The following is a 10,483-nucleotide window of genomic DNA, read 5'->3' as shown; positions in this document are numbered from 1 at the left end:
AGTGGCCGAGCACTTCGTTCCGGTTTGCCAGATGTGGGCGGTCCTCGCCGAGAGTCCATTTGATGTTGCCTGCCGTGAACAGACGATGCGGCTGGTGCAATCGCACATAGGGGTACGTGTCGAGCCACATGCCCCCGGAACGTTTCCTGCGGTCGATCAAGACGACAGTCTGATCGCGGGACAGGTAGCGACTGGCGACGAACAACGCATTGATTCCCGCAAGGCCCGCACCGACAATGGCGACGTCGCAGCGCACTACATCGACGGACATTTCGACCTCCGGACTTGTGGCTTCACACTGACGCGGCAAGGACGTCGACCGCGATCATCGAGCCGAGCGAGACGGCGATGACGACGGCTGCGGCCAGGAATTCGCGTCGCACCCTTGGCATCTCGTCTGGTGGTGCGAATATCCGTTTCGGCCACACCCACCATGACTGGTAGACGAATGTGGCGCACGCGAGGAGAAACAGCACGAGCTTCGCGCACATCAGAACGATCCACTCGGCACTGGGCCCAGGGGTGATCAATACCCTGGTCACAGCGAGTCCTGTGCCGGTGACGGCGATTACGGCGATCGTCTGCAGGGCCATCTTCCGTGCACCGTGGGCTATCTGCTGGAAGATGTCCTCGACGGCGTCCGGATCGGCCGACCGGAGCTGGAAACGCTGCACAAAGATGATGGAATACATCATTATGCCGAACCAGGCAGACAACATCACGGCCTGCGACACCGCGAAAATTCGCATCAAAGTCGTTGACGTCATTGCAAGAAACCTTATCTCCTACCATGCCAGCCATGGTCGGAAATGTTTTTGCCCAGACTGGGGTTCCACGAGCCGTGTATCCCACCGAACACGGGGAACGCGATCCGTCTTGGCGCCGCGAGGGGTTGCGAACTGCACCTGGTCGGATCTTTTCTGCCCTACTCCGATCAGTAGGGATCGGTGATCTCGCGCAGCATTGTGAGTGCTTCTCGCAGCTGTTTCATTCGGCGAACGCCGATGTGTGCGGTCCAGTCAGCGTCGATTCGAGCCTCTTCTGCGCGTGCGATCGGCAGGAGGTCTTTGCCGAATTCGGTTATCTGGACAAGCCGTGCTCGTCCATCGGTGGGGTCGGGGACCCGCTCGGCGTAACCGGCTTTCTCGAGCTGATCGACGAGAAATGTCGCAGTCTGTTTGGCGACCTGTGCCTGCTCGGCTAGCTCGTTCAGTCGTGTTCCATTCGGGCCTATTCGTGCGCCTAGACGGGCCTGGGCCATGGTGATCTCGGTGAATCCGGCGCGGTGCAGCGCCTCCAGGATTCTGTTCTCCGCCGCACGGTGCGCGATGAACATCAGGACACCGATATGAAGCTCCTCGGTCACATACACCCCTTGTGATAGTCCCATACTCGAACTAAACTAGTACCAGCATGGTACTACTTCCGTGACTCGGGCTGGTGCACGATGACGAACGACGAATCTATTGCTGTGGACTTCCACTTCGATCCCGTCTGCCCTTACGCCTGGATTGCGTCGAGGTGGCTGCTCGAAGTCGACGCGCAACGGACCATCCAGTTGCACTTCCATGTGATGAGTCTGAAGTTCTTGAACCAGGACCGCGTCGTCGACCCCTGGTATTCAGCCAACGTCGAGCGAACAGCCGGGCCATCACGGGTTGCGAGCGCCGTCGCGGTCCATTTCGGCGAGAAGGTACTAGGCGATTTCTATACTGCGTTCGGGGATGCGATATTCGACTACTGGCGATATCCTGATCCAGCAGAACTCGAGGCAGCAGTCGAATCCGCCCTACGCCATACAGGTCTGCCGAAATCGCTTGCAAGCGCCGCGAACTCGTCGGAGTACGACGGCTTTCTACGCCGAAGCCACGACGCGGCGGTTGCTTCTGTCGGCCGTGAGGTCGGGACCCCGGTGATCAGCATCGAGGGCGCAGCGTTCTTTGGGCCGGTGCTCAATTCGATCCCTCGCGGAGTCGACGCACTACGCGTATTCGACGGCGCGCGGCTATTGGCCGGCTTTCCGAATTTTTTCGAACTCAAACGAACGCGGGTCAGTCCCCCGGTATTCGAATGAACGAGTTGGAGAAGCCAATGATCGAGAACGACGTATGGGCTGCGATAGACGTGACGCGGACCCGCACAGCCGACCTGCTGGAACAGCTGGCCGAGGACGAATGGCGTCGAGCGTCGTTGTGCGAGGGCTGGACCGTACGCGACGTGGCCGCACACCTGACGCTGCAAGAGCTGACATTGGGGGCTGCGATCGCGACCGCCTTCCGGCACCCCGGAGGCGTGAATCGCATCATCCGAGAATCGTCGCGACGCCGAGCCGCATTGCCGACGGAGGTGTTGATCGCGCAGATCCGGGCGACCGTCGGGCATCGGCGACACAACGTCGGAGTGACGTTTCAGGAGACCCTGATCGACAACCTCGTCCACGGACAGGACATCGCGATTCCGCTCGGCCGCCAGCTCGAGATGCCAACTGCTGCAGCGGCTGTCGCCGCTTCGCGCGTGTGGGCGTGCCGCGGCACAGGTAAGGCGAAGGTATTCGACAGCCTGCCGCTCGGCGGGTATCGCTTCACCGCCACCGACACGGAGTGGAGTGCCGGCGACGGGCCAGAGCTCACCGGCCCCATCAGCGCACTCTTGCTAGTGCTCACCGGTCGGCCTGCTGGGCTTGGGCAACTGACGGGAGCGGGGGTGGAGGCGCTGACTGCGACCGTGCCGGCGCGCCACGACCGAACGCCACTTGGCCGACGGGGCGCGGATCGCCGGAAATAGCGTCAATCCCCGTTGCTCGACCGACCCCGTGCACGGGCCCGCAGAATGTCTGCGTGGACCTTTCTCGGGTGGCCTGGTGGCCGCTGGCTCTGCTGAGCAGCAGTCTCGCCGCCTTCGTGCTGATCTTCAGCGGCCGGTACGGACCGCACCGCGACGAGCTGTACTTCGTCACCGCTGGGCAGCACCTGGCTTGGGGCTACGTGGATCAGCCGGCCTTCACTCCGCTGGTCGCCCGGTTGGTCAGCACGCTGTTCGGCGACGCACTGGTCGCCTGGCGGCTTCCGTCCGCCCTGGCCGCCGGCGCGGTGGTGCTGCTCACCGGACTGATCGCCCGCCGACTCGGCGGTGACCGGTCCGCTCAGTTGTTGGCGGGATCCGCGATGGCAGTCTCGGCATTCCTGCTGATCGTCGGTCACATGCTGAGCACAGCCACCTTCGACCTGCTGTTCTGGACCCTGATCAGCTTCCTGGTGGTGCGTCAGCTCCAGGGTGCCGACCCGCGTGGTTGGCTGCTCGTCGGGCTGGTGACCGGCATCGCCTTGCACAACAAATCGCTTATCGCCGCGCTGATCGCGGCCCTGCTGCTCGGACTGCTGGCGGTCGGGCCACGGTCGGTCCTGCGGTCCGGCTGGTTGTGGGCGGGCGCAGGCATCGCGGCGCTGGTCTGGCTACCGAACCTCGCCTGGCAAGCCAGCAACGGCTGGCCTCAGCTCAGCCTGGCCCGAGCGATCGCAGACGGTAGCTCAGGCTCGTCCCAGCCGTGGTGGCTTTTTCTCCCGATGCAGCTGGTACTGATCAGCCCGGTGTTGGTGGCGATGTGGGTACCGGGGCTGGTCCGGATGTGGCGCGCGGTCGAGCTGCGTCCGGTTCGCTGCTTCGCCGTGGCCTACGTCGTGCTAGCAGTGGTATTTCTGGTCACCGGGGGCAAGCCCTACTACTTGGCCGGCCTGTTTCCGGTGCTGCTGGCGGCCGGCGCCCCGCTCGTCGTCGACTGGCTCCGGCGCCGGTCCGATGCCCGGGCCTGGGTGTCCGGTGGGTTGGGTCTGTCACTGCTGTTCAACGCGGTGTTGATGCTGCCGGTGCTGCCCGTTCGGGTGCTGGCCGACACCCCGGTCGTCGACATCAACTACGACGCCGGGGAGACCGTGGGCTGGCCCGCCTTCGCCGATACCGTGGCCGGCGTATTCGCGGGTGTGTCACGGGCCGAACAGATCCGGACGGTGGTGGTCACCGAGAACTACGGCCAGGCCGGAGCCATCGACCGGTACGGCCCGGAGCGGGGACTGTCCAAGGCCTACAGCGGCCACAACGCCTACTTCGACTGGGGTCCGCCGCCCGACACCGCGGGGCCGGTCGTGGTGATCGGGTTCGACGAGGACTTCCTGCGGACGGTGTTCGCTGACGTCAGCCCGGCCGCGACGATCGACAACGGCGTCGGGGTAAACAACGACGAGCAAGGCACGCCGGTCTGGATTGCCCGGGACCCGCGCGGTCCCTGGGCCGCGATCTGGCCGAGCTTCCGTCGCCTCGGTTGAAGACAGTGCCGCCGGTGCGGTGTCTACGTCACGGCAAGGGCGCCTGATCAGCCGACCTCTCGCCTCGCGGTGCGCGGGGCGGGTTCGATGGGCCGGGATTGCCATGCCGCCCAGTCGGCGCTCGCGGCGGCGGCGGCGTCGAGCAGTAGCGGTAGATATTCCTGGGTAAGGGTTTCGACGGAAGTCTCGGCTGCGTAGACGGTGACGTTCATAGCCGCACGGACCACGCCTCGGCCGTCACGGACGGGAACCGCGATGGACCGGATCCCCGGTGCGAGGTCTTGATCCGCCAATGCCCATCCGCGCGTACGTATTTCGGCGAGGATGTCGTCGACCTGGCTCGGCGCGAAGGTGGCGACGGGTAGGCCGGAACGGCTGGGTTCGGCCAATACTTCGAGTACCTTTTCCGCGTTTAATGCCGCGAGTAGCACCTTGCCCTGAGATGTGACGAGGGCGGGGAACCTGGTCCCGATGTCGACCCGAAGGGCGATCAGTTTCGGTACGGCGACGCGCGCGACGTAGACGATATCGGAGCCGTCGAGCTGGGCCATCGAGGACGATTCGCCGGTGTGGGCGACGAGCTGTTCCATGTGTGGGCGGGCCATGTCCCAGAGGTTCAGTGCGCCGACGTAGGCCATGCCGAGTTCGAGAACTCGCGGCGTGAGCGCGTAACCGGCGTGGCTGGCGCGGACGTAGCCGAGCTCTTCGAGCGTCAGCAGAATCCGGCGCGCGGTCGGACGCGCCAGATCGGTCTCCCTGGCGACGTCGCTGAGCGACATCGATGGGCGATCGACAGAAAAGCTGCGCAAGACGTGCAAGCCTCGCGCTAACGCCTCGATGAAGTCGGGCCCCTGCCCTCGCTCGGCCACGAGTACTCCTTTGTGTGCGGGTGCGCGCTGCCGGCTTGCCGACACCACCTGACTCGATGATCTCTCATCACTCGCTCGTGCCAAGAAATGCGGCACCACCAGTTTCTCCACTATGACGCTTGACACTTTTGGGAGATCGATGCATTCTTAGACTACCACAACGGACAAACGTCCGCTAGACGGACAATAACTTCTCGAACAGCACTTTTACGGTTCGATCTTCGTTCCGGCACAGTCCGACCCGATCGAGAGAAGAGTGGCAGTCAGAGCGCCACGAGCCTCGACGCCGGGTCCATACAGCTATCACCCCCGTGGCATTCGGCCCGGATGGTGAAGGTCCTCGAAAGGAACCACTCAGCGATGAAAACCTACGACGTTGTCGTCATCGGTTTCGGGCCTGTGGGCCAGATGGTGTGCGCTCAACTCGGCCAAGCCGGCCACTCGGTCGCCGCCTTCGAATCCCACGCGACGCTCTACGGCCTCTCTCGTGCCGGACACATGGATGACGAGATAGTGCGCACGCTGCAGAAGATCGGCGTCGACGAGGAGTTCAAGACCGACGCGGTGCCGTGGGACATGTACGACATGCGCACCAAAGCCAGCGCTGGGGGCGGGGGGTGGCGCGTGCTGCCGCCCGCGCGGGCGCGGTCTACCTGGACTCGACAGGCGAACCGCCCTTCATCCGTTGGGCTTTCGACGAACTCGGCCCACTCGCCACCTCATCCGGCGCCACTTTGGTCCCCGCGTTCGGCTACGACTTCGTCCCGGGCAACCTCGCCGGTGCGCTCGCCGTCACCCGCGCTTCCGGTACAGCCCGCCGCGTCGAAATCGGATATTTCCTGCTCCCCGGAACCCACGACTTCGACCGACGCGCCACGCTGCGAGACACCATCGAACTGACCACCGGCGCGACCCGCGCCTCCCTGGTCGGGGCGATCGCCGAACCGGCATTTGCCTACCGGCCGAACGAATCCGGGTCGAGTCTGGTGACCGAAATGAGCGGACAACGGCTGCACCGCTTCCGGTTTCGTGACGTCACCCGCGCGGGCATCACAATCGGCGGTTCCGAACACTTCGGACTTCCGGAACTGTTCCCCGAGTTGGAATCGGTAGATGTATGCATGGGCTGGTTCAACGGCTGGTCACTGCCGGTCCAGATCCTGTCGACCGCCTTGTCGCCGGTCATCGATACCGCCCTCACGCGCCGGTTGCTCGACTCCATCGCGCAACATCTGCCCGGCGCCGACCGAACCCCGACCCGGTCGGGAACCTCGTTGGTGACCGCGATTGCTCGCGACGACGCCGGCCGCATCGTCGAGCAGGTAACGCTCGCCGGACCCGACCCGTACACCATGACCGGACGACTGCTCGGCTACGGCGCCGCACACGCAACAGACCACCCGCTGACACCGGGCGTACATGGCCCCGTCGCAGCGTTCGGACTCAGCGAATTACATTCTGCCGCAATTGATCTAGGCATCTTCGAAGTCACCGATACCGTCGGAGCACCGGCAGCCGGATCGGCCTTTTGCGAGTAGTGGACAACCGCAGAGCGCCTGAGCGGATACACAACCAACACCATCGCACTGGCGCAAACTGTCCACCTGTCCTATGATTCGACCATGCGGTCTAATAATGATTCACACGGTCTAACGTTTATCGAGGCGGCGCGACGCGCGCAGATCGTCGACGCTGCCGTCGCATTGATCGCCGAACTCGGCTACCCGCAGGTTTCCATTGCCAAGATCGCCGAGCGGATCAACGTGGCGAAAAGCGTTGTGCTGTACCACTTCAAGACGAAGGATGCGCTGATCGCCGCCATCGTCGAAGACGTCATGACGACAGCAGCGGTGACGATGGCGCCACTACTGACGGCCGAGTCGACCGCGGCAGGCAAACTGTCGGCCTACATTAGAGCCAATGTCGCTGTCCTGCATGAACATCGGCTTCGCAGCGTGGCGATGTTCGAGATCGTCGGTGCCTACCGCAGCGCGGACGGTCGCCGCTTCGACCAGGTCGCCGCCGAGTCGGTTCAGGCAGAGCCGCCGGAGGGCGAGCTGGCGTTGCTGGATCCGCTCGCAATCTTCGACGCAGGGGTCCGTTCGGGCGAATTCCGCCCACTGCCTTCGGTATTCATGCGGAACGCGCTCCGCGCTGCCCTCGACGGTGCGGTATCCGAACTTGCGAGCAACCTCGACTACGACGTCCTCGGCTACGGCGAGGAATTGGTCACCATCTTCGACCTTGCAACCAGGAGGACTACATGAGCACGATCGTGATCGTCGCCTACGGAACGCGCGGCGACGTTGCCCCGCTGACGGGACTCGGCGTCGGCCTACAGAAGTCGGGCCATCGAGTTGCAGTTGCCACCACCGAGGCGCAGGCCCCGCTGGTCACTGCTGCTGGACTCGAATCCCGTTGGCTGCCTACCGATCCGGAGGAAGCGACGCGGACCTCGGACTTCGCACAGGGCCTGATCGACGGTGACAGGATGAAACCGTCGAAGGCGGCGATGCGGGAGATGGTCGAGCATCTCGACGGTGTGGGTCCGGCAATCGCGAAAGCGGCCGAAGGCGCCGACCTCCTGTTGCTCGCCGGACCTGTCTCCACACTGTTCGGCTACCACGTAGCCGAGGCAATGGACATTCCTACCGCAGCGCTAGGCCTGCAACCCATGGCCGCGACCGGGGAATTCCCGCCTGCGGCGCTCGGCACGCGTTCGCGGGGCCGCCTCGGTAACCGGGCACTGTGGAAGCTGGGTGGGCTCGGCGAGAAGATCTACCTGCCGCAGATCACGCCCTGCGCACGGACCTCGGCCTGCGGTCGGTGAAGTTGTCCGACTACCGCGACCGCCGCGACGCGGAATGGCCAATCCTGCATGGATTCAGCCGCCATGTGGTGCTGCGGCCGGCGGACTGGCGTCCCGGTATCGAGATCACCGGGTACTGGTGGCCAGCACTGCCGTCGGACTGGCAACCACCCGCCGACCTCGTTAAGTTTCTCGACTCCGGGGAGGCTCCTGTCTACATCGGCTTCGGCAGTACCGCGACGAGGAAGAGCGCTGAACTGAGCGACCTCATCGCAAACGCAGTCGACGCGGCAGGCGTCCGCGCCGTGGTGCATTCCGGTTGGGCGAGGTTGCACGGCGTCGGCGAAAACATGATCACCGTCGACGACGTCCCTCATGAATGGTTGTTCGAACACGTCGCCGCCGCCGTGCACCATTGCGGCGCGGGAACAACTGCCGCCGGACTCCGCGCAGGTGTGCCAACGATTCCGGTGGTCGGCATCATGGATCAACCTTTCTGGGCCAAACGCCTCTGCGACCTCGGCGTGGCTGCGGGCACTATCAAACGCAAAGACCTCACGACCGAGTGGCTCGCCGATGCAATCCGAACCGCGGTCACCGATCCCAGCTATCGCGATCGTGCGCGAGCGGTATCGCTTCAACTGCAAGCGGAAGACGGCGTCGCGACCGCCATCGAGGCGATCAACGCACAACTCGGCGGGCATCGAAACATCAACTGACAGTTCGCACTCACCCCGTTCTTCATCACCGTGAGCCTCGTCGAAGCCGCCTACTTCATCAATCTCACTTTTATGGCGTTGTTCGTGTTCGCTACTCCGGGCAGATAGCGAACGCGGGTATCGGATTTCGACCCGTGATCGCACCACTGCAGGCGTAGGGGCGAAACCGCAGCGACCCGTGCTCGGTGAGCATCGGCTGCGCCTTGTCCTCATCGATCACCACGCGATGCGCGCCTCGACGATGGGCAAATTCCGTCAGAGCGGATTGGCCGCGCCAGAGTGAGAAAGTCGCGTAGAACGGCGGATTGATCAGCGCCGTCGCCCAGATCGACCCTGGAATCGTCGGGACGTGATCCTCCGCATCGCCACCAAGTGTGTTGAACCGGACCAACTCCGACTCCTTGGTTCGGGCGAGGGTGAGCGCTGCAATCGTCCCGTCGTCGTAGCGCGGCGAATCTTGCGACACCGTCGGGAGGTCAGGCCAGTTTCCAGTGACGCGAATCGGCTCCAACCGAATGTGCCAACCCGACGCGAGCCTGTCTGCGACGGGGTGTGTGGCGAGAAATTCGGTGATAGCGTCGTCGCTGTCCCAGTCCGCAACAAGTCCGATGCGATTGGCGTTGTGAATCGACTTGGGCCGCCCGGTCAGCGGAATCGCGACCGCCATCGTGGATTTCCGTAATCCGGGAGCGGTGGTCGGTTCTCGAAGAAGCTCCTGGACCGCCCTGAACCCCACATCCGCGAAGTGAACCGAAGTGACCATAACCCCCACCGTCAATCTACTAGCATCTGTAGTACTACGAATCTTAGTAGTTATCAACAGTCGCCGGGACAGCTACGCGACCGCTGCGCCTCTTACGAACGATCAGCACGACCAATCCGATCACGACGAGGACACTTACGACCTTGCTGACGGGTCCGGTCCAGTCCTGCACCACCGCCCAGTTCTCGCCGAGCAGCCAGCCGATCCAGATGAACGCCGCGTTCCAAATTCCACTGCCGATTGTGGTGAGGACAACGAAAGTCGGCAATGGCATCCCCAGCACGCCTGCCGGGATCGAGACGATGCTGCGAAGAAAGGGGACGCAGCGGGCCAGCAGGACGACCTTGCGTCCGTGCCGGTCGAACAGGTCGTGACCGCGGATGATGTCGCCCCGACTGGCAAAGACGAACCACGGGCGGGCGGCGAGACGGACCAGCCGGTCGTAACCTAGCCACGCCCCCAGCGCGTACAGCATCAGAGCACCCGCGACGGATCCCGCTGTCGCTGCAGGCCAGAGCAGCCAGACGTTGAGGTCGCCCGTGCGTGCACGAAATCCCGCCAGAGGGAGGACGACCTCCGACGGGATCGGCGGAATCAGGTTCTCCAGCAGGATCAGCAGCCCAACCCCCGGCGCACCCAAACGGTCGATGAAAGCGAACACCCAGTCGGTCACGCGCTCACGCCGCCGGGGTCACAAGATCGGATGCGGGAAGAAAGGGGCATATACGACACTTACCTATTCCAGGGCCACGTGACAACGCGAGTTCGCTCACCCAATCGACTCACCAGGAGAGAATCGCGATGCGGGGCGCGATTTCCTGTGCCAGACAGACCCGGAGACGGGGTATCTGGGCGAGTAGTTCTACCGCTGCTTCGCAGGTCGCTGAGCTGTGGAAACAGTTGTTGATTTTGCTGGACTCGAACGGGTGTTCTAACTAAAATTGGATCATGGGGCTGGGGGAACTACTCGACACGATCGACGGGCACGACCCGATCGAGCCATG

Annotated in this window: 13 protein-coding genes and 2 pseudogenes; 9 read left to right on the top strand and 6 right to left on the bottom strand. The window is 63.7% G+C overall.

The genetic code is table 11. The features are described 5' to 3' along the window. The 3 genes from ACHIRB_RS11235 to ACHIRB_RS11225 all read right to left on the bottom strand — a co-directional run. A partial coding sequence (locus tag ACHIRB_RS11235) for an NAD(P)-binding protein (RefSeq protein ID WP_395127676.1) occupies nt 1-271 on the bottom strand: 271 nt, incomplete at its 3' end. A gap of 22 nt (nt 272-293) precedes the next feature. Continuing rightward, complete coding sequence (locus ACHIRB_RS11230) at nt 294-767, bottom strand: hypothetical protein (protein WP_395126752.1); 474 nt, start codon at nt 765-767, stop codon at nt 294-296. 167 nt (nt 768-934) lie between these two features. Beyond that, on the bottom strand, nt 935-1,336 hold the full coding sequence (locus tag ACHIRB_RS11225; RefSeq protein ID WP_395127691.1) for a MarR family winged helix-turn-helix transcriptional regulator: 402 nt from the start codon (nt 1,334-1,336) through the stop codon (nt 935-937). Nucleotides 1,337-1,447: 111 nt separating this feature from the next. Between ACHIRB_RS11225 and ACHIRB_RS11220 the strand changes: the two genes are divergently transcribed. The 3 genes from ACHIRB_RS11220 to ACHIRB_RS11210 are packed head-to-tail and all read left to right on the top strand — an operon-like array spanning nt 1,448 to nt 4,319. Then, nucleotides 1,448-2,074: a mycothiol-dependent nitroreductase Rv2466c family protein gene (locus ACHIRB_RS11220; RefSeq protein ID WP_395126603.1), complete on the top strand. Its 627-nt coding sequence runs from the start codon at nt 1,448-1,450 to the stop codon at nt 2,072-2,074. A 17-nt stretch (nt 2,075-2,091) separates the two neighbouring features. Further along, a complete protein-coding gene (locus ACHIRB_RS11215; RefSeq protein ID WP_395112745.1) occupies nt 2,092-2,784 on the top strand; it encodes a maleylpyruvate isomerase family mycothiol-dependent enzyme in 693 nt (230 codons plus the stop codon). A 53-nt stretch (nt 2,785-2,837) separates the two neighbouring features. Next, nucleotides 2,838-4,319 (top strand): ArnT family glycosyltransferase, encoded by a 1,482-nt coding sequence (locus tag ACHIRB_RS11210; protein WP_395126604.1) that lies wholly within the window; start codon nt 2,838-2,840, stop codon nt 4,317-4,319. A 47-nt stretch (nt 4,320-4,366) separates the two neighbouring features. Here the strand turns inward: ACHIRB_RS11210 and ACHIRB_RS11205 are convergent, their stop codons facing one another. Beyond that, nucleotides 4,367-5,188 carry an IclR family transcriptional regulator domain-containing protein gene (locus ACHIRB_RS11205; protein WP_395112747.1) on the bottom strand — a complete coding sequence of 274 codons (822 nt, stop codon included), beginning with the start codon at nt 5,186-5,188 and terminating at the stop codon, nt 4,367-4,369. Between the two features lie 327 nt (nt 5,189-5,515). Between ACHIRB_RS11205 and ACHIRB_RS11200 the strand changes: the two are divergent. From ACHIRB_RS11200 to ACHIRB_RS11175, 6 genes and pseudogenes are all read left to right on the top strand, one after another. After that, nucleotides 5,516-5,779, top strand: a pseudogene (locus tag ACHIRB_RS11200) (FAD-dependent monooxygenase); the annotation flags it as partial. Between the two features lie 26 nt (nt 5,780-5,805). Beyond that, nucleotides 5,806-6,726, top strand: coding sequence for a saccharopine dehydrogenase family protein (locus ACHIRB_RS11195; RefSeq protein WP_395112784.1), 921 nt, complete (start codon nt 5,806-5,808; stop codon nt 6,724-6,726). An 84-nt stretch (nt 6,727-6,810) separates the two neighbouring features. Further along, nucleotides 6,811-7,455 carry a TetR/AcrR family transcriptional regulator gene (locus ACHIRB_RS11190; RefSeq protein ID WP_395126605.1) on the top strand — a complete coding sequence of 215 codons (645 nt, stop codon included), beginning with the start codon at nt 6,811-6,813 and terminating at the stop codon, nt 7,453-7,455. Continuing rightward, a complete protein-coding gene (locus tag ACHIRB_RS11185; protein WP_395126606.1) occupies nt 7,452-8,018 on the top strand; it encodes a glycosyltransferase in 567 nt (188 codons plus the stop codon). The genes ACHIRB_RS11190 and ACHIRB_RS11185 overlap by 4 nt, the downstream gene beginning before the upstream one ends. Then, nucleotides 8,015-8,716, top strand: coding sequence for a glycosyltransferase (locus ACHIRB_RS11180; RefSeq protein WP_395126607.1), 702 nt, complete (start codon nt 8,015-8,017; stop codon nt 8,714-8,716). Before ACHIRB_RS11185 ends, ACHIRB_RS11180 begins: the two co-directional genes overlap by 4 nt. 12 nt (nt 8,717-8,728) lie before the next feature. Then, a pseudogene (locus ACHIRB_RS11175) lies at nt 8,729-8,824 on the top strand (ATP synthase subunit c family protein); the annotation flags it as partial. Here ACHIRB_RS11175 and ACHIRB_RS11170 read toward each other — a convergent pair. Next, nucleotides 8,808-9,479: a hypothetical protein gene (locus ACHIRB_RS11170; protein WP_395112750.1), complete on the bottom strand. Its 672-nt coding sequence runs from the start codon at nt 9,477-9,479 to the stop codon at nt 8,808-8,810. The pseudogene ACHIRB_RS11175 and the gene ACHIRB_RS11170 sit on opposite strands and share 17 nt — an antisense overlap. 43 nt (nt 9,480-9,522) lie before the next feature. Continuing rightward, complete coding sequence (locus tag ACHIRB_RS11165) at nt 9,523-10,152, bottom strand: DedA family protein (RefSeq protein ID WP_395112751.1); 630 nt, start codon at nt 10,150-10,152, stop codon at nt 9,523-9,525. Nucleotides 10,153-10,483: the final 331 nt, after the last annotated feature.

It is taken from the genome of Antrihabitans spumae, from assembly GCF_043944905.1.
In the GTDB taxonomy this organism is placed as follows: domain Bacteria; phylum Actinomycetota; class Actinomycetes; order Mycobacteriales; family Mycobacteriaceae; genus Antrihabitans; species Antrihabitans spumae.
Note: the sequence above shows the minus strand (reverse complement) of the source record. Positions and strands in the feature narration are given on the sequence as shown.

What these genes read in the sequence shown, in the direction of transcription:
- ACHIRB_RS11190 (WP_395126605.1), top strand. Translation starts at nt 6,811, where the DNA reads ATGCGGTCTAATAATGATTCACACGGTCTAACGTTTATCGAGGCGGCG.
- ACHIRB_RS11225 (WP_395127691.1), bottom strand. Translation starts at nt 1,336, where the DNA reads ATGTTCATCGCGCACCGTGCGGCGGAGAACAGAATCCTGGAGGCGCTG.
- ACHIRB_RS11170 (WP_395112750.1), bottom strand. Translation starts at nt 9,479, where the DNA reads ATGGTCACTTCGGTTCACTTCGCGGATGTGGGGTTCAGGGCGGTCCAG.
- ACHIRB_RS11215 (WP_395112745.1), top strand. Translation starts at nt 2,092, where the DNA reads ATGATCGAGAACGACGTATGGGCTGCGATAGACGTGACGCGGACCCGC.
- ACHIRB_RS11185 (WP_395126606.1), top strand. Translation starts at nt 7,452, where the DNA reads ATGAGCACGATCGTGATCGTCGCCTACGGAACGCGCGGCGACGTTGCC.
- ACHIRB_RS11220 (WP_395126603.1), top strand. Translation starts at nt 1,448, where the DNA reads ATGACGAACGACGAATCTATTGCTGTGGACTTCCACTTCGATCCCGTC.
- ACHIRB_RS11230 (WP_395126752.1), bottom strand. Translation starts at nt 767, where the DNA reads ATGACGTCAACGACTTTGATGCGAATTTTCGCGGTGTCGCAGGCCGTG.